Consider the following 17,292-nt stretch of genomic DNA (forward strand, 5'->3'; position numbering starts at 1 on the left):
GGAGTTTGCCTTGCCCGGTTTATTGACGCGTCTTGTTCCACGCCGCTTCCGCCCGGTTTCGATCGAGATACCAGTCGTGCGACTGCATGGCGCGATCATGTCCGGCGGCTCTGCCTTCCGGCCGATGCTCTCACTGGCGTCGGCGGCAGCGGTTCTTGAAAAGGCGTTCACCGACAAGGAAGCGCCTGCCGTTGCCATTTCGCTCAACTCGCCCGGCGGGTCACCCGTACAATCCCGGCTGATCTACAGGCGCATCCGCGATCTTGCCGCTGAACATCAGAAAAAGGTCTTCATCTTCGTCGAAGACGTCGCCGCCTCGGGCGGATACATGATCGCGCTGGCGGGGGATGAGATCATCGCCGATCCATCGTCCATCGTTGGCTCTATCGGCGTGGTGTCGGCCTCGTTCGGTTTCCCTGAACTGTTGAAGAAGATCGGCGTTGAGCGCCGGGTCTATACGGCTGGCTCCAACAAGGTGACGCTCGATCCGTTCCAGCCAGAAAAGAAGGCTGACATCGAACGGCTGAAATCGCTGCAACTCGAAATCCACGAAACCTTCATCGACATGGTGAAGGAACGGCGCGGAACCAAGCTTGCAGACGACAAAGACCTGTTTACCGGGCTGTTCTGGACCGGCATCAAGGCGCAACAGCTTGGCCTGATCGACGGGCTTGGCGACATGCGCAGCTTCCTGCGCAAAACCTATGGCGACAAGGTCAAGCTGAAGCTGGTTGAACAGAAGCGCGGCCTTTTGGGACGCAAGGTTCCCGGCGTGGATATGGCGCTTGGCAATCTTGAACCGGCTTCCATCGCCGCGCATCTGGGCGACGGCCTGCTTTCGGTAGCAGAGGAAAAAGCGCTTTGGGCACGTTACGGGCTTTAAAGAATATTGGGAAAAATAATGCTTCGGCGAAAAACACCGCCGATTTTCCCACCAATGCTTTGAATTCCTTCGTTTCACCATGATATGGTGTCAAAAAGCGGGGCGGGCCGCTTCCCGCCCCTCCATGAATATACGGCGTTTCGGCCTTCGCGATCCGGCAATCCGATGCGCAACCTTAAGGAATTGAGGCCATGCCCCAGCTCATATTTCTGCTGCTGATCATCGCCGCCGCCTGGTACGGCTACCGCTCGTTCAAGCGTGAAGCCGCGCGCGTGTCGCAGCGCGTGCGTCAGGCGGAAAAGGAAGCGCAGAACCGGGCTCACGGCACATTGGTGCAGGACCCCAAGACCGGCGAATATTACGTCAAGAAGGACTGACCTTTCCGTCACGAACAATTGCCGGCGAAGCGGTGCGATCGCCGTCACTCGTGTTCAGGTCCACCAGCAGAAATGAACATGTTCCCGAAAACCGAAACACATGCCGATGCCGGTTCTCCGCGTGCGGTGACGCGTCTGGCTCCCGCCAAGATCAATCTCGCGCTGCATGTGACGGGGCGTCGTGACGATGGCTATCATCTGCTCGACATGCTGGTGGTCTTTGCGCGCTATGGCGATATTATTCGGGTCGAAATTGCGGAAGAGGACAGCTTTACGGTCAGCGGTCCTTTCGCAAAGGGCATACCGCTCGACGGCGGCAATCTGATTCTCAAGGCCCGCGAGGCGCTGCGCGGCGAGACACAGCGGATTTCGCCGCCTGTCGCGATCCATCTGGAAAAGAACCTTCCGATTGCTTCAGGCATCGGCGGCGGATCGAGCGACGCAGCCGCAACCCTGCTCGCACTCGATGAGTTGTGGAGGCTCGGTCTCGGTTTCGATCGGCTTGCCTCAATCGGGCTCGGCCTCGGCGCGGACCTGCCCATGTGTCTGCATGGCGCATTGAAGGGGACGCCGCTTGCCGCCCGCGGAATCGGTGAAGAGCTAACCCCGGTCAGCGGCTTCCCCGCCTTGCCCATGCTGCTCGTCAATGACGGGACTGCCGTTGCAACCCCAGATGTTTTTCGCGCGCTTGAAAAGCGCGATCATCCAGCGCTGGCACTTGCCTCGCACCCGGATATCGGCTCTCTTTGCGCTTATCTGCAAACAACCCGAAATGATCTCCTGTCCCCGGCATTGAAACTTGCACCGCGGATCGGCGCCAAGCTCGACCTGCTTCGCGAGAGCGGATCGCTTTACGCACAAATGTCGGGATCAGGCGCCACCTGCTATGCGATCTACGAGGACATTGCTGCCACCGAACGGGCCGCTGGACATCTCTCAGCCGAAAGACCCGATTGGTTCGTAATCGCGACCCAAAGCGTCCCGTCCTGAAAACCCACATGTCGGTTGAAAAAGGCGGAGCTTCTGGCTTCGCCTTTTGCTTGTTCAGTCTTCGTCGGGCGGCAGGATGGAATGCTTGAGCCGGATGGGCTTCAAACGCTGCGGAAGCTGATCGAACGCCACGCCATCAAGCAGAAGCGGCTTTACCACATCGAGGCGCACCAGAAGTCCGGCATCGAGCGTCGTCTTGTGGCCGAAGATTTTGCGGACCGTCCCCAAACCGCTATCTTCCGGCAATGAAAAGCGCGCGGCCCCGCCGCCATTTTCCATATGGCGACGCAGCGCCTCCTCCCAGCCTTCCTGCGGGATAGCGCCGGGCCTCAGCAGCAGCGCCCATGGCGTGCGGATTTCATCGAGCGCCGCCTCAATGTCCATTTCGGAATGAAACGCACAGCCCGCCCCCAGCGCGACCAGAGCGGTTTCATCCGACGATCCCCTGTCGATAACCGTCACGCGACGCAACAAACCTTCCACAACAGCCGGCACCAGTGCCGAAAGCGTGTGAGCCAGCGCTCGTTCAGAATTCAGGGTCTCGATGACGACGGATAACATGAGCGCTTCATATATCAAGAACGTGTGACCGGAAAGCCGACACTTTTATGTTCTTGCTTTGTTCTAATTCTTATTATAGGAATAGATTCATCAGAACAGAGTCGCATGGCGGCACAGCACGCGCAACGGAAGAGTTGCCGGACCTGACAGGGTTCGCTGTCGCCGTGATTGTACAAGGCCAGATGTTTCCATTCAGGGAGACGAAGATGGAAGTGATCCAGCAGGCAGATATCATCAAGCAGGCCGACAGGGCTGCCTTCGGTAGCGGGCGCGCGGATCACGCCAATGCGGTGATCGGCGAGGCCGGCTTGCGCATCGATCACGCCCGGCGGCGTGGGCGCGGCGCGGGCATTAATCCGACCGGGCGTTTCGAGCCGACCACGCGCCACGACTTCGACGACGGCTGGACCACGCTTGAGGAATTGCCGCCGTTCAAGACCGATGTGCAGATCGAAAAGCCGCGGACGATCATCACCCGCAATGATTCACCCGACATCAGTTTCGATCGCTCGATCAATCCCTATCGCGGCTGCGAGCATGGCTGCATCTATTGCTTTGCCCGGCCGACGCATAGTTACATGGGGCTTTCTGCCGGTCTCGATTTCGAATCCCGCCTGTTTGCCAAGCCGGATGCCCCACGTCTTCTGGAGCGCGAGCTGGCCAAGCCCAGCTATCAACCGAAGACAATCGCCATCGGCACCAATACCGATCCCTATCAGCCGGTCGAGAAGAAATGGCGCATCATGCGCGAAATTCTCGAAGTGCTGGAGGCGGCCAATCATCCGGTCGGCATCGTGACAAAATCCGCGCTCGTCGTGCGCGACATCGATATTTTGAGCCGCATGGCGGAGAAAGGGCTGGCCAAGGTCGCCTTGTCGGTCACCACGCTCGATGCTCATCTGTCGCGCACGATGGAACCGCGCGCCTCGACGCCGACACTGCGCCTTCAGGCCATCCGCAAACTCGCCGATGCGGGCATTCCAGCCTCCGTCATGATGGGGCCGGTCATTCCCGGCATCAACGATCACGAGATCGAGCGCATTCTGGATGCCGCCTATGCGCAAGGCGCGCGCGAGGCCGGCTATGTCCTGCTGCGCCTGCCGCTGGAAGTCGCGCCCTTGTTCAAGGACTGGCTGCTGCGCAATTATCCGGATCGCTACCGGCACGTCATGTCGCTGGTGCGTTCCATGCGGGACGGCAAGGATTACGATGCCGAATGGGGCAAGCGCATGCGCGGCACTGGCCCCTATGCATGGCAGATCGGTCGCCGTTTCGAAATAACCGCGCGCAAGCTCGGCTTCAATGCACGCCGCCTTCAATTACGTACCGATCTGTTCGAGCCGGTCGAAAAGGGAGGCAAGCAGCTTTCGCTGTTCTAGAGCATTTTCAGCAAAAGTGTGCGCCGGTTTTGCGTTGGATGATGCGATGAAACAAATAGTTGGAGCGGTTCCAATCCTGCACAGCCTGCCAGTTGCCTGTTGAATTTCCGTCTGATTGTCCTTCAGACGGAGGGGCTGCCTGCTTTCACGCCACCATCCTCGAGCAGGGCCCTTGCGGAGAATCGGAAGCAATGCGAGCATTGCCGCCAAATGAAACGCTCGGCTTCTGATTCTCCGCTCCTCTTTGATATCCCGATCGCGCCTGACTTCTCGGAAGAGAAAAGGTTGCTTGCACGTGGATTGAAACATATCGTCGGCATAGATGAGGCCGGACGCGGCCCCCTGGCTGGCCCGGTGGTTGCCGCTGCCGTCGTGCTCGATATCGACAATCTCCCGGACGGGCTGGACGATTCCAAGCGGCTTACGGCTGCAAAACGCGAGGCGCTCTACGACGTCATTCTGGCGAAGGCCATAACGGTTTCGGTTGCAAGCCTCAGCGCACGCAGCATCGACGGAAGCGATATCCGGAAGGCAGCGCTTGAAGCGATGCGGCGCGCATCCATCGGCCTGACGCTGCGGCCCTGCCACGCGCTGATCGATGGCCGCGATGTTCCGCCGGGACTTCTCTGCCCGGGTTCTGCTCTCGTCAAAGGGGATCAGCGCTCCATTTCGATCGCCGCGGCTTCCATCGTCGCCAAGGTCACGCGGGACCGCATGATGATCAGGGCCGGTGCGGCGCATCCACCCTACGGGTTGGAAATTCATGCGGGCTATGCCACCGAAAGGCACCGCGCCGCCATCGAGACTGCTGGTCCCGTACCCGGCATCCACCGTTACACTTTCGCCCCCATCAAGGATCGCTTCGGCGTTTAAACCGTCGCCAGCTTGGCAGCAAAGCCGAACAGCAGCGCTGCAAAACCCCAGCGCTGGACCGACTGTATGGCGGGATAACGTTTGAACAGGGTTCCGAGCGAGGAGCCCGTAAAGGCATAGAGCGTGTCGAACAACAAGCCGACCGTCGTCATGATGCCGCCAAGAACCGCAAATTGCAGCGCGATGCTGCCATTTGCGGGGTGAACGAACTGCGGCAGCAGGACGGAACAGAAAAGCAGCGCTTTCGGGTTGAGCAAATTGGTGAGAAGCCCCTTGCGGGCCGAAGCCAGATAGGACCGCCGTTCACACAGGCCGCCAACCGCGTCCACTGTCGGCAGGGGATGGCGCAGAATCCCGATAGCAAGCCAGACCAGATACCCAGCACTTGCGATCCGCACGCACTGAAACGCGACGGGAAAGGCATGCAGAAGCGCCGCCAGACCGAGTGCAGCAAGAGCCACATGGCAGGTGCGCGCGATTGCAAGGCCAGCCGCAACTGCCAGTGCATGGCCCCTGCCCCGCGCTGCCCCGGTCTGGAGCAACAGGATCATATCCGGTCCCGGAATAAGAAAAGCGGCAGCCAATGCCCCCGCGTATAACCACATCTCGCTCATTGCTATCGCCTGTAGAAATCATGCCAAGCTAACCGCGGCGCGAAAGTTCCTAAAACCGACTGCGAAACAGTTGCACGTTCGAGAATATCCGCGAACAGAAGCGCATGTCCTTGCGATTTGTGGCGCAATGTCTTCCGGTTTTGGTATAATCAGCCAATGAATCAACTGAAGTTGCGAGATCATGCCAAAAATCAAACTCGACGCCATCGACCACAAGATACTGACTGCACTTCAGGAAGATGCCCGGCTTTCCAATGTCCAGCTGGCAGAAAAAGTCGGTCTTTCGCCCTCTCCCTGCCTGCGCCGCGTCAAGATGCTCGAGAAGGCGGGCGTCATTCGGGGCTATCACGCAGCCCTGGATCGCAATGCGGTTGGGCTTGGGCTGACGGTCTTCGTCGGCATCCGGGTGGAGCGTCATCACGAGGAAACAGCAACGGCGTTCCGCACTTCGGTGCAAACTCTGCCTGAAGTGTTCTCCTGTCATCTCGTATCCGGGGAATCCGATTTTCTGTTGCATGTCGTGGTGGCCGATCTCGCCGCCTACGAGCGGTTCTTGTCCGGCACGCTGCTGCGTCTTCCCGGCGTCATCGACATTCGAAGCAATTTCGCTATTCAGACGGTCAAGTCACAGGGAGAGCTGCCGCTTGCGCAACTGACCGATAACGAACACTGATTTTAATTCCGGACCATGGGAGCCCCTTATGCCGGATATCGTCAACGCAGTTCTCATCGGGCCCGAAGGCGTCCTACTCGGACGCCGCAGCCCTGATCGCCGCGCCTATCCGAACCGGTGGAGTTTTCCGGGCGGTCACGTGGAAGCAGGTGAGAGTTTCGAAAGCGCGCTCCGGCGTGAAATCAAGGAAGAACTTGGACTGACGCTGCGTTCGTTTTCTTTTCTCACGACTATATAGAGATCGTAAATCCGACAGCGTCATTCCATCTCTATACCTCCACCGCATGGGACGGTCAGCCTGCCATTCGCGACCGCGAGCACACGGAGCTGCGATGGTTCACACCGCAGGAAGCGGAAGCATTGGATGATCTCGCCCTGGAAGAGTACCGCCCGCTGTTCCGCAGCCTGGGCGGAATGAAAACTGGTCCCGGACCAGAGCGGTTTTAAAAACACTTCCGCACGTAAAACAAAAACGCCGCCCTTGCGAGGCGGCGTTTTTCTGAAAACTATGCGAGCCGTGATCAGTTCAGGTTCGACTTGACCTGCGCCAGAGCATCCTTGAACAGGTTGCCTGCGACCTTCGCATCGACCTTTTCAGCAACGATCTTGCCAGCCGCGGCGACTGCGAGGTCGACTGCCGAAGCGCGAACCGCATTGATGGCATCGACTTCAGCCGTTGCGATCTTCTGCTCGGCAAGCTTGTTGCGGCGTGCAACATATTCTTCCGTCGCGCGCTTGGCGTCTTCGAGAAGCGCCTTGGCTTCACGCTCGGCGGAAGCAACGATGTCGCTTGCTTCCTTTTCGGCTTCCTTGCGCTTGCGATGATATTCAGCCAGCAGCTGCTGGGCTTCTTCGCGAAGCGTGCGGGCTTCTTCCAGTTCGTTCTTGATACGGTCAGCGCGCTCGTCGAGCGACCGGCCGATCATGCCCGGAACCTTCAGATAGGCGAGGATCGCCAGAAAGATGATGAGGCCAATCAGTGCCCAGAATGTAGCGTCCATTGTCCTCTCCTCAGGCGTTGGCGGCCTTGACGGCTGCTGTTACCGATGCCTTGTCGGCCTTGGTGCCCAGAAGCTGTTCAACGATCTGCGCAGTGGTTTCCTCGGCAATATTGCCGACGTCGTTCATGGCCTTGGCCTTGATCGCGGCGATACGTTCTTCGGCTTCCTTGAGCTTGCCTTCCAGCGCTGCTTCGGCGGAAGCGCGTTCCGCGTCGGCTTCGCCCTTGCCCTTCTCGCGTGCAGCTTCTGCAATCGAAGCAGCCTTGGTGCGGGCCTGGGCCAGTTCCTGCTCATAGGCAGCAATAGCGTTGTCGGCATCCTGCTTGAGGCGGGCTGCCTGCTCGAGATCCTGAGCGATGCGGTCGCGACGGGTTTCGATCACGCCGCCGATGCGCGGCAGGACCACGCGCGACATGAACAGATAGAAAAGCCCGAACGTGATCGCCAGCCACAGAAGCTGCGAAGCATAATGGGTGGAATCAAACGGCGGGAATACGCCGCTGCCGTGTCCGGCATCGTTGGCGACCCCGGTCTCGGTGTGCACAGCATCGGCTGCGCCGTGCTCGCCAGCAGCAGGTGCCGGTTGCGATTCGGTGGCGGTTTGGGCAAACGCCGTGGACACGAACATCCAGATTTCCCCTTTAATCCAGCACAATCCGATCCAGATGGAAAAGGATCGCGCCTTACTCAGACGTCATATGCAAAAGCCAGCCGCGCTGCATTCGAGATACAGATCGCGGCCAGCCCGTTTCTTGCGACCGTTGATTAGACGGCGAAGAGGAGCAGAAGCGCGATGAGCAGCGAGAAGATGCCCAGAGCTTCCGTAACGGCGAAACCGAACACCAGACGGCCGAACTGGCTGTCAGCAGCGGACGGGTTGCGCAGAGCGCCGGAGAGGTAGTTGCCGAAGATATTGCCGAGGCCGAGAGCCGTACCGGCCATACCGAAACAGGCGAGACCGGCGCCGATGTACTTTGCTGCTTCCGCTTCCATGTTAAGCTCCTTCTGGATTTGAATATAAGCGCGGATTTCAGTTCTGGCGGTCGCCCGCCGGCTTGAACTCAGTGTCCCGGATGTACTGCGTCGTTGATGTACATGCAGGTGAGAACGGTAAACACGTAGGCTTGCAGGAAGGCTACGAGGAATTCGAGTGCGGTGATCGCGACCGTCATGATGAGCGGCAGGACAGCGCCGCCGATGCCGATGGGGCCGAGGGCTGCCAGCGAGACGACGAAGCCCGCAAAAACCTTGAGCGTGATGTGGCCGGCCAGCATGTTCGCGAAGAGACGAACCGACAGGCTGATCGGACGCGACAGGAACGAAATGATTTCAATGGCGACAACCAGCGGCACGATGATGCCAGGAACGCCGCTCGGCACGAACAGCTTGAGGAAGCCGAGACCGTGCTTGAAGAAACCGTAGATGATGACCGTGCCGATGACCAGAACGGCAAGCGCGAAGGTCACGATGATCTGGCTGGTAACCGTATAGAAATACGGGAAAAGACCGAGGAAGTTTGCGACCAGAACGAACATGAACAGCGAGAAGACGAAGGGGAAGAATTTCATACCCTTCGATCCCGCGGAATCCCGCAGGCTGGTGGCCACGAATTCGTAAGCCATTTCCGACACCGACTGAAGACGGGTCGGGATCAGGCCGCGGCCCGAAGACGTCAGGTAGAGAAAGCCCGATGCGACCACGACGGTTGCGACCATGAAGGCCGAAACATTCGTGAACGAAAGGTCCACACCGCCTACGTCGATGGGAATCCACCGGGAAACCTGGAACTGATGGATCGGATCGTTCGCCACCTTAACCTCGTCTGTCTTCCCTGCCCGAAGGCAATTTGGCCTGCCCGAAGGCAACTCTGCTGCCTGAAGGCAAGCTTGCTGCCCAAAGGCGTTTCAGTCTCGGACCAGAAGGCCCGTTTGTTCACTTACACTTGAACGAACTTTACCGTGAAGCCCGTCAAGCCCTATTTCTTGTCGTTCTGTTCCGCGCTAGACTTGATGCCGCCCTGTTCGGCAACATATCCAGCGGAACGAAGCACGTTGAGGACGCCCGCACCGAAGCCCAGAAGGAGAAATACGATCAATCCCCAGGGCGACGTACCGGCGACACGATCGATGAACCAGCCTATCAGCGCACCGACCAGAACCCCTGCGATGAACTCGCTGGAGATCTTCATGGCCTGCGCGACCGAACTTGCCGTCGCCGATCGCTCATCCTCGGAAACTGGCTGCTTGAGCACACCCTTTTTGGCCAGCTCGGCCTCAAGGCGGTTCAAACGCTGATCCAGTTCCCCGGAACCGGGTTCATTCTTCGTATTCTTGATCGCACCGGATGGCTTTCCGGGTTCAGTCCCGCGCGCCATTGGCAGCTCCTTTTTTCAAGAAATACGAGGTTTTCAATCCCATTTCCAAGTTGCGCGCAACATATTGACACGCCGTCCGCTAGTCAAGGCGGTGCAGGCATTGGTCCAGAAGGTTTTTTATCAAGTAATCTCAATTACTTAGATATTGGTGCGACTCATTTTCCGACCAAAGAACCAGATTGGCCACATTATTGGCTAAAAAAACGGAATCGTTTTTGGATGATTGCACCATGCCCGGCTTGAGATGAAAGCCGATCTTATGCGCCTGTTCGACCGTTTAGTCCGCTAACAAAAACGTGAGTTGAGACCCGCCGATCCGGCGATGGGCGCTCAGCTCCACCCGCCGCCATAGGTCCGGTAGAAAACGTGAAGACCGATCTTGGTGACCTTCTTCATGGTCGGGGCCCAGAACGGGCGAACATAGGTCGCGTGGTAGTGGGTGGCGGAACCGACTTCCGGCAACCATATCTGGCCAGCCGAGACCGTCTTTGCCACCTGCTGCGCCATGCGCCATTGCGGCATTTCGGTGACGCGGTGCTTCTGGCCGTCGCAGGCAAAGGAAAACTGGCAGGCATTGAGCCAATCGCGATTCTGATAGACGACGCCGCAGATCGTTCCCGGATAGGCGGGATTGCGCACGCGGTTGAGGACAACCTGGGCGACCGCAACCTGTCCCTTCACCGTTTCGCCGCGCGCTTCATAATAGACTGCTTCGGCAAGGCATTTCTGTTCGCTCGAGCTGAAAGCGGAAGGCGGCAGGGGCGTGGCCGCCCATTCATGATCCTGTTCGCTGATCGGCGGCACGAAGCGGCCTTCATCGGGCTGCGGCTTCAAAATGCTTTCGAAAGGCGAGGTCTTGCCATAATCCGGCGTTGCAGGCGCATAACCAAGGGCCAGCACATCCGGCTGGTCATTGGTAATGAGCTTGGCAAGCTGGGTCGGCATTTCAGAACGCGGCTTTGGCGGCTTCACCGCATGGAAAGCCATGGTGATGCCGATTTCCTTGCCTTCCAGCTTGCTGGAGAAAGCCATCTTCGTGTCCGTCTTTTCCGGCGGACGCGTGATCATGCTGATCTTGTCGAACATGCTGCCGGCAGTGAAGGCCTTGGCGGGGGCCTTCGGCTTCACCGAGACCAGGCGACCCGTCTTGTCGGAACGATTGATGCGGTTTTCGTCGGGGTTCGGATCGTCCGTGCCGAGTTTTGCCGTCTTGCGTCCGCCGGAGAGCGCAACGCGGCCTATGCCCGGTACTTCGATGCCGTTGGCGGCGATGCTGCCTGTCACGGTCGTTGCATCCACGAACGGCATTTCGGCCTGATGGACGGAGCCGACCGGCGCCTTGGCGACAAAGGCGGTCCAGCGGTGCGTTCCCATGTCGGCCGAGGGCACCAGGCTCGCCATGTCCTGAAAGGCAATTGTATTGGCGTTGAAAAGATATGCCATGGCCGCCAGAACCAGCGGCACCAGACGGTGCGGCTTATGGACTGTCTGGCGCGGCTTTGCACGGACGGCGTAATAGCGCCCCTCTTCCGGGCAATAGCCCGTGACAGGGTAATGCCACACCGGCTCGACAACGGCCTTCCTTCGACCAAACAGCGCTCGTAAAGATACAAGACGCACCGCACACTCCACTCACACTGACTAAACCGATGCGGCGATAACGGAGTATTAGCCTTGTCCGATGGGTGAGGACGCGCTTGCAGCTCTGGCGAATACAGTCATTATCAGCAGCGCGTTAACCATGAACGAATATGGTTAATGCAGGGTTTAAGCGAATCCTGCTTTGCGAATACCGGGCAGCTACGGTGAGGAGGTGCATCATGGAAAAGGTCTTGGGCGGATGCCTGTGCGGCAATGTTCGCTTCGAAGCGGCGGGACAGCCCTACCGGGTCGGCATCTGCCATTGCCTCGATTGCCGCAAGCATCACGGCGCGCTGTTTCACGCCTCTGCGATATTTCCCGAAACTGCGGTTACGGTCGAGGGTGAAACCCGCGACTATGCGGGACGCCATTTTTGCCCGCGCTGCGGGTCGTCCGTTTTCGGACACAGCGGCGATGAGATCGAAATCAATCTCGGCTCGCTCGATGCGCCAGATCAGTTCAAGCCGACCTATGAACTGTGGACCATCCGCCGCGAAAGCTGGCTGCCGTCTTTCCCCGCAATGCATGGCTATGAGCGCGACCGTGAGGGATCGAGCCGCTTTGAGGATTAGGATTAGGATGAAGACTTGATCAAGTCCTCGTCCTAGATACCATCTTTTCTTTCACGACAGCCGCTCTATCTGCGATATTGTGATCACTGCATTGGGGGTAATTTTATGCGCGGGTTGAAAATCGGGATTTTTGGCGCCCTGTTGAGTTCATTTGCGGTCGTTGCCACGGCACAGGCCGATGACTGCCAGAACGCCAGTTCGCAAGCCGCACTCAATGAATGTTATGGCAAAGCCTACAAGAAGTCGGATGCCGAGCTGAACAAGGTGTTCAAGACCTTGCAGCGCCGCGCCGACGATGCCGACCTGAAGAAAAAGCTGGTTCAGTCGCAGCGCGCCTGGATCGCGTTTCGTGATGCCGAATGCGACATGCAGACAGCGGGCGGCGGCAGCATTTCGGGCATGGCCTATTCGATCTGCCTGTCCGGCCTTACGCAACAGCGCATCAACGACCTCAAGAAATACCTCAAATGCGAGGAAGGAGACAGCAATTGCCCCTTCCCTGCCGCCAGTAACTGATTAGTTGCGGCTCTCATAGGCGGCGTCGAAGAATGCCTTTTCCAGTTCTACTGCGCGGCGGAAGAACTGCCGGCATCGTTCTTCCGCCGCCGGGCCGACCCGGTCCAGCTCCGAACGCAGGAAGCCCACGAACTCCACAAAATATGGATTGTCGTGCAGCACGATCCATTCTGAAAAAATGAAATCGTCAGGCGAAGGCTTCGGCGCTTTTTCAGCCCAGTCGAGATAAAGCCATTCGGCGACCGTCAGCACTGACAGGCAGACCGCATAGGAACCGGAGCGCGCAGCCTCCAGCATCAGATCCTTGAATGCAGCAGTTGGCGCCGCGTCAGGCGCATCGAAACGCTCGGCGTCGGAGACCGCAAGTTTTGCAAAAGCGCGCTCGAAATAGGAGTTTTCATCGCTGCTGATCATGCCGATGAAGCGGCCTAAAGTCAGCTTGGCTTCCATCCGGTCACAATTGACGAGTGTTCCGCCCAGCAGTGATAAAAAGCAGTCGATGAACCGATGGTCCTGCACCAGATAGCGCGTCATGACATCGGGCGCGGCCGTACCCGCATAAATTTCGCGGACAAGGCGATGGCCGACGGCTTGCGACCAGAATGGTTCGGCGTTCTGACGAAGACCGTCGGTGAAACGCCCGGCTTTGGCATCACTTGGCATGAAAAGGCCGACTCCTTTCTATTTTAGCGACCGGACTTTATCGGCGCTGTTCCGCATCGGCAATGCGCCTGTCAAAATCCCCTTATGCATCGGCGACGGATTGGTTATGCTGCTTAAATGAAGTGGACATTTTTCTGAGGGAAAGAATGAACACATATTTTTCGCCTGCCCGTGCGGCGCTTCTGCTTGCTGTTGCGATGGCTCTTCCGACAGGCAGTGCCTTCGCCAAATCTGCCTGTGACGGCGTGACGACGACACTGACCAAGCAACAGAAATCCGACTACAGGTCTCTCATCGCGCAAAGCCTCGGCAAGAAAGTCAAACCGGCTTCCGTCAACATTGAGAGCTTCATGCAATATGGCAACTGGGCGGTCGCCTATGCGGATGTCCCGGTGGCTGATCCGGGCTATTTCTTTTTCGACCTTTCCGGCAAGGTACCCAAACTGAAGGACGTCTGGGGCGGGATGGCTGAAAGAAGCGAGATGCCCGATCTGGTCAAATGGGCTGAAAAGCTCGGCGCCAACAAGGAAATCGCCGCCTGTTTTGCCGATACGGCAACCGCTTCCTAGCACTACAGTTGCAAATTCGTCAGGCCGTGGCGAAAAGAGTGATTTTCGAGTACCGGAGCGGAGCGTACTTAAAGGTACGTGAGCACCGGAACGCAGACAAATTGCTTTTTGCAGCCCGGCATCACGAAGAATGCAACTGTAGTGCTAAGTGGGAGGGACGGCTCCACAGATCATAGTTGCCTTGTGAAGGCCCCAATTATTGGTGACAAGCGACCGGATACAGATCTATTCGAAGTGTGGGGCATGACCAAGAAAATCCTTTTCGCCGTAGCGCTCATCGCTATTGGCCTGTTCGGCTATACGAAGGTCATGGCCCGGATCAGCCTCGTCGAGCCTCCCCTTGCCGCACCGTCCGACCAGCAGGCCGATGCGATCCGCGTGGAAAAGGCCAGTCGTCAGATGTTCCTGCTTCGCGAAGGCAGGACAATCGGCACCTATCGCATATCGCTCGGCAGCAACGGCGATGGCGGGCACAAGCAGCGCGAAGGCGATGAAAAGACACCGGAAGGGCGTTACGTCATCGACTGGCGCAACCCGCGTTCGATGGCGCATCTGAGCCTGCATATTTCCTATCCGAACGAAAACGACAAGCAGGCCGCAGCGACAGCCGGTCACGCACCGGGCGGCAATATTATGATCCATGGCCTGCCGAATGGCTGGGGCTGGCTGGCATCCGCACACCGGCTCTGGGATTGGACTGATGGCTGCATTGCCGTCACCGATGCGGAAATGCGTCACATATGGGCCAGAGTTCCGACCGGGACGCCGATTGAAATCCTGCCCTGATCTTTCAAATGCCTTTCGAGCGGTTCCTGCTTTAACGGGATCGTTGAAACCGCACTAACTCTTGACCGACCAGCGTTCGATATCCGCGCTCTGCCCAATCAATGCGAGGCCGTTGGCAATGGAATCGAACTGGTTCGAGCTTGTCACCTCGGCATCGGGGAAGCGGCTTTCAAACACGGTGCGGATGACCGGCACGAAAGACGTGCCGCCCGTGAGGAAAACCCGGTCGATAGACGAGGTTTCCAGCGCTGCTTTCTCGACCGCCTGCTGCACCGAGTTTTCGATCTGGCGCACATCCTCCGCGATCCAGTTTTCGAAATCATTGCGGGTAATGTCGGTGCGGATTTCAAAATCGTCGGCCTTGAAGTGCAGTTCCGACATGCGCTGCGTTGAAAGGCGCACCTTGAGGTCCGATACGGCGCGGTAAATTTCGTAGCCGTAATCGTTTTCGATCAGGTTGATGAAATGTTCGAGCGGCTTCGGGTCAACCGCTTGCCGGGCCAGTTCGTCCAGATCGCGAATGGTGGCCGGTGAGTTCATCAGGAACAGCGTATTCCAGCGCGCAAAATTTGCATAATAATGGTTCGGCACGGTCAGCCTTTTGCCGAAGGACTGATATTCAGTCCCCTTTCCAAGCAGCGGCGAAACGGCATTGTCGATGATACGGTAATCGAACGTATCGCCCGCGATGCCGACACCCGTCTGGCTGAGCGGCGTGAAGCTCAAGCCTTGCCTGCCCACGTCGAACCGCACGATGGAAAAGTCGCTGGTGCCGCCGCCGAAGTCGGCCACCAGAACAGTGGATGCGGCTGTCAGTTCCTGCGCATAAAAATAGGCAGCGGCGACCGGCTCATAAACATAATGAATGTCGGTGAAGCCGAACGCCCGAAACGCCTTTTCATAGCGCTGCATGGCCAGCGCTTCATCAGGCGATGCGCCCGCAAAGATCACGGGCCTGCCAATAACCACGCGATTGCCCTTTGGCGGCAGACGGTCACCCAGCCGCGCGGCAACCGTGTTGAGGAAAGTGGTCAGGATATCCTCGAACTTGAACCGCTTGCCGAAAACCGGCGTGTCGGTAAAGGATTTCGAGGCCGCGAATGTCTTGAACGATTGCAGCATGCGCGTGGAGTGCGGCGCATTGACGAATACGTCCATCGCCCATGGCCCGCTTTCGACGGTGCGCTCCCCGGTTTCGCGATCCTGCCAGAAGCAGAGAACCGAACGGTAGCCGGTAATATCAACCCCATCCTTCGGCACACTCAGAACGGCAGTCGTGCCATCCGGCGCGGCAACGGAAAGAACCGTGTTGGTCGTGCCGAAATCGATGCCCAAAGTCACGCCATCAAATGGGCTCTGGTCAGCCTTCGTCATTACTGCACCTTTTTTGGAGGAAATCGGGGAGCGGGCGGATTAGCAGTCGCCAGAGCCAAGCTCAACCCGAAAGTGCGAAATTAAGCACTGGTTGCGATCACGATTGCAATCATTGCCACCCGAATGAGAAAAATTCCCGGTCGCGCAAATATTAATGGCTGTCTCGAAAGTTTACATGATCTCTTTCGTCTGCCTGCTAGGTTTCTGCAACGCATCATGAGCAGTTCACCTTTCAGTCACATCCGTGAACTGCTCCGCTTATTTGTTTTCACCACCTTGGCAATGCCAGATGTTGTCCATCCGGTTTCGCTATTCCCAAGCCCCCCAACAGATGAAAGCGATAAACATGGCGTTTCTATCCCGTACCGTTCTTGCGGCTGCCCTGCTTTCGGCCAGTACGCTTCCTCACATTGCCAATGCCCAGGCGACAACCGGACAGCCCATAGCAAGCGGCTATCACAGCAGCGGTCAGGCCACCGCAGAGGTTAGCGGTGTCGTGGCTGATGGCGACAAGGTGACCGTCAAGGTCCGTTTCATCAATGCCAAGGAAGGCGGGAGTGTTTCGACGACGCTTTACAGAGAACTGTCGGACAAAGATTACGAGAATGAATATTATCTTCTCGCGGGCGACAAAAAATATCTTCTGCTGAAGGACTCCGAAGGCAAGCCGCTCGCGCCTGCTTCGGTTTCCCTGTTCGGCACGGGCCAGGTCGTCGGCGTCTGGCACGGCGTCTTTCCCGCGCCACCGAAGGGCCAGAAGGTGACGCTCTATATTAAGGGGGTCGAGCCGCTCGGGCCTTTTGCCATTCCCGCCGAATAGGGGCGAGCCATGACCAGTCTTACCCTGGGCAGCATCGTTCTCGGCCTCGCCGCGCTTTGCCTGCCATCCATCGCATCCGCGCAAGACACAAGCACCGACAACAGTGCCTATATCCGTGATCTCGTACCGGAGATCCGCGATCTTGTTGCAGCATCGGGCAGCACCGATGGCAAAGCACGGGGCCTGTCCAGCGCTGCGCAACAAATTGTCGAAAAAAGCGGCAATATCACCATGCGGGAAACGGACGAAAGCATCGTCCTTTCCGTGACGAGTGATATTTTGTTCGATTTCGACAGTGCCAAACTGACGGGCAAAGCCAAGGCGACACTGACCGATATTGCCAGAATATTGGAAAGCATGCCGGATTCTGCCGTTCGCGTTGTCGGCCATACGGATTCGAAAGGGTCGGACAGCTACAACGATAAACTGTCGAAAAACCGCGCCGATGCCGTGGTCCGGTTTCTCGTCAGCAATGGCGTTCAATCCGCGCGGTTGAAACCGGAGGGGCATGGCGAAAGCGAGCCTGTCGCGCCCAACGAAATCAAAGGCAAAGACAATCCCGACGGGCGGGCGCAAAACCGGCGTGTCGAATTTGTGCTGCCGAAAGCATGATGCGCCTCACCTTT

Annotated in this window: 23 protein-coding genes; 13 read left to right on the forward strand and 10 right to left on the reverse strand. The window is 58.0% G+C overall.

Annotation, left to right across the window (positions count from 1 at the left end; translation table 11 throughout):
- The first annotated feature begins 10 nt into the window (after positions 1-10).
- From AC0TNJ_RS07180 to AC0TNJ_RS07190, 3 genes are all read left to right on the forward strand, one after another.
- Positions 11-883, forward strand: a complete 873-nt coding sequence (locus tag AC0TNJ_RS07180) for a S49 family peptidase (RefSeq protein ID WP_122003159.1) — start codon at positions 11-13, stop codon at positions 881-883.
- 191 nt (positions 884-1,074) lie between these two features.
- Entirely contained in the window at positions 1,075-1,260 is a 186-nt protein-coding gene (locus AC0TNJ_RS07185; protein ID WP_122003158.1) for a hypothetical protein, read from the forward strand.
- Positions 1,261-1,332: 72 nt separating this feature from the next.
- Positions 1,333-2,250: a 4-(cytidine 5'-diphospho)-2-C-methyl-D-erythritol kinase gene (locus AC0TNJ_RS07190; RefSeq protein ID WP_473770692.1), complete on the forward strand. Its 918-nt coding sequence runs from the start codon at positions 1,333-1,335 to the stop codon at positions 2,248-2,250.
- Positions 2,251-2,304: 54 nt separating this feature from the next.
- Here the strand turns inward: AC0TNJ_RS07190 and AC0TNJ_RS07195 are convergent, their stop codons facing one another.
- Positions 2,305-2,811 carry a glycosyltransferase family protein gene (locus tag AC0TNJ_RS07195; RefSeq protein ID WP_473770693.1) on the reverse strand — a complete coding sequence of 169 codons (507 nt, stop codon included), beginning with the start codon at positions 2,809-2,811 and terminating at the stop codon, positions 2,305-2,307.
- A gap of 206 nt (positions 2,812-3,017) precedes the next feature.
- On the opposite strand from AC0TNJ_RS07195, the gene AC0TNJ_RS07200 reads away from it, so the two are divergent.
- Complete coding sequence (locus tag AC0TNJ_RS07200) at positions 3,018-4,190, forward strand: PA0069 family radical SAM protein (protein WP_473768725.1); 1,173 nt, start codon at positions 3,018-3,020, stop codon at positions 4,188-4,190.
- 210 nt (positions 4,191-4,400) lie between these two features.
- The gene (locus AC0TNJ_RS07205; protein ID WP_122003154.1) at positions 4,401-5,063 is read left to right on the forward strand and encodes a ribonuclease HII; all 663 of its coding nucleotides are present in this window, start codon (positions 4,401-4,403) and stop codon (positions 5,061-5,063) included.
- Here the strand turns inward: AC0TNJ_RS07205 and AC0TNJ_RS07210 are convergent.
- Entirely contained in the window at positions 5,060-5,677 is a 618-nt protein-coding gene (locus AC0TNJ_RS07210; protein WP_473770694.1) for a LysE family translocator, read from the reverse strand. The genes AC0TNJ_RS07205 and AC0TNJ_RS07210 overlap by 4 nt on opposite strands.
- Positions 5,678-5,858: 181 nt before the next feature.
- On the opposite strand from AC0TNJ_RS07210, the gene AC0TNJ_RS07215 reads away from it, so the two are divergent.
- Both AC0TNJ_RS07215 and AC0TNJ_RS07220 read left to right on the forward strand, forming a co-directional pair.
- Positions 5,859-6,350 (forward strand): Lrp/AsnC family transcriptional regulator, encoded by a 492-nt coding sequence (locus AC0TNJ_RS07215; protein ID WP_473770695.1) that lies wholly within the window; start codon positions 5,859-5,861, stop codon positions 6,348-6,350.
- Between the two features lie 28 nt (positions 6,351-6,378).
- On the forward strand, positions 6,379-6,588 hold the full coding sequence (locus AC0TNJ_RS07220; protein ID WP_473770696.1) for an NUDIX domain-containing protein: 210 nt from the start codon (positions 6,379-6,381) through the stop codon (positions 6,586-6,588).
- Between the two features lie 283 nt (positions 6,589-6,871).
- On the opposite strand, the gene AC0TNJ_RS07225 is transcribed toward AC0TNJ_RS07220, so the two are convergent.
- The 6 genes from AC0TNJ_RS07225 to AC0TNJ_RS07250 form a co-directional block, all read right to left on the reverse strand.
- Positions 6,872-7,351, reverse strand: coding sequence for a F0F1 ATP synthase subunit B (locus tag AC0TNJ_RS07225; protein WP_122000554.1), 480 nt, complete (start codon positions 7,349-7,351; stop codon positions 6,872-6,874).
- Between the two features lie 10 nt (positions 7,352-7,361).
- Positions 7,362-7,979: a F0F1 ATP synthase subunit B gene (locus AC0TNJ_RS07230; RefSeq protein WP_122000555.1), complete on the reverse strand. Its 618-nt coding sequence runs from the start codon at positions 7,977-7,979 to the stop codon at positions 7,362-7,364.
- A gap of 137 nt (positions 7,980-8,116) precedes the next feature.
- On the reverse strand, positions 8,117-8,344 hold the full coding sequence (locus AC0TNJ_RS07235) for a F0F1 ATP synthase subunit C (protein WP_006466154.1): 228 nt from the start codon (positions 8,342-8,344) through the stop codon (positions 8,117-8,119).
- 68 nt (positions 8,345-8,412) lie between these two features.
- Positions 8,413-9,162 carry a F0F1 ATP synthase subunit A gene (locus tag AC0TNJ_RS07240; protein WP_036585971.1) on the reverse strand — a complete coding sequence of 250 codons (750 nt, stop codon included), beginning with the start codon at positions 9,160-9,162 and terminating at the stop codon, positions 8,413-8,415.
- A gap of 164 nt (positions 9,163-9,326) precedes the next feature.
- Positions 9,327-9,725 (reverse strand): AtpZ/AtpI family protein, encoded by a 399-nt coding sequence (locus tag AC0TNJ_RS07245; protein WP_473768729.1) that lies wholly within the window; start codon positions 9,723-9,725, stop codon positions 9,327-9,329.
- A gap of 330 nt (positions 9,726-10,055) precedes the next feature.
- Positions 10,056-11,345, reverse strand: coding sequence for a cell wall hydrolase (locus AC0TNJ_RS07250; protein ID WP_473770697.1), 1,290 nt, complete (start codon positions 11,343-11,345; stop codon positions 10,056-10,058).
- Positions 11,346-11,545: 200 nt separating this feature from the next.
- Here AC0TNJ_RS07250 and AC0TNJ_RS07255 point away from each other — a divergent pair, with 200 nt between their 5' ends.
- Together AC0TNJ_RS07255 and AC0TNJ_RS07260 are read left to right on the forward strand one after the other, a co-directional pair.
- Entirely contained in the window at positions 11,546-11,938 is a 393-nt protein-coding gene (locus tag AC0TNJ_RS07255) for a GFA family protein (protein WP_473770698.1), read from the forward strand.
- A 105-nt stretch (positions 11,939-12,043) separates the two neighbouring features.
- Positions 12,044-12,454 carry a lysozyme inhibitor LprI family protein gene (locus AC0TNJ_RS07260; RefSeq protein WP_473770699.1) on the forward strand — a complete coding sequence of 137 codons (411 nt, stop codon included), beginning with the start codon at positions 12,044-12,046 and terminating at the stop codon, positions 12,452-12,454.
- Here AC0TNJ_RS07260 and AC0TNJ_RS07265 read toward each other — a convergent pair whose 3' ends face one another.
- Positions 12,455-13,117 (reverse strand): TenA family protein, encoded by a 663-nt coding sequence (locus tag AC0TNJ_RS07265; protein ID WP_473770700.1) that lies wholly within the window; start codon positions 13,115-13,117, stop codon positions 12,455-12,457.
- A gap of 146 nt (positions 13,118-13,263) precedes the next feature.
- Between AC0TNJ_RS07265 and AC0TNJ_RS07270 the strand changes: the two genes are divergently transcribed.
- Both AC0TNJ_RS07270 and AC0TNJ_RS07275 read left to right on the forward strand, forming a co-directional pair.
- Entirely contained in the window at positions 13,264-13,686 is a 423-nt protein-coding gene (locus AC0TNJ_RS07270; RefSeq protein ID WP_473770701.1) for a hypothetical protein, read from the forward strand.
- Between the two features lie 243 nt (positions 13,687-13,929).
- The gene (locus AC0TNJ_RS07275; protein ID WP_473770702.1) at positions 13,930-14,472 is read left to right on the forward strand and encodes a L,D-transpeptidase family protein; all 543 of its coding nucleotides are present in this window, start codon (positions 13,930-13,932) and stop codon (positions 14,470-14,472) included.
- Between the two features lie 54 nt (positions 14,473-14,526).
- Here AC0TNJ_RS07275 and AC0TNJ_RS07280 read toward each other — a convergent pair whose 3' ends face one another.
- Positions 14,527-15,846: an Hsp70 family protein gene (locus AC0TNJ_RS07280; protein WP_473770703.1), complete on the reverse strand. Its 1,320-nt coding sequence runs from the start codon at positions 15,844-15,846 to the stop codon at positions 14,527-14,529.
- Between the two features lie 346 nt (positions 15,847-16,192).
- Between AC0TNJ_RS07280 and AC0TNJ_RS07285 the strand changes: the two genes are divergently transcribed.
- Together AC0TNJ_RS07285 and AC0TNJ_RS07290 are read left to right on the forward strand one after the other, a co-directional pair.
- Complete coding sequence (locus AC0TNJ_RS07285; RefSeq protein ID WP_473770704.1) at positions 16,193-16,666, forward strand: hypothetical protein; 474 nt, start codon at positions 16,193-16,195, stop codon at positions 16,664-16,666.
- Positions 16,667-16,675: 9 nt separating this feature from the next.
- On the forward strand, positions 16,676-17,278 hold the full coding sequence (locus AC0TNJ_RS07290; RefSeq protein WP_473770705.1) for an OmpA family protein: 603 nt from the start codon (positions 16,676-16,678) through the stop codon (positions 17,276-17,278).
- The last annotated feature ends 14 nt before the right edge of the window (positions 17,279-17,292 follow it).

Source organism: Ochrobactrum sp. PL_is483 (genome assembly GCF_055816855.1).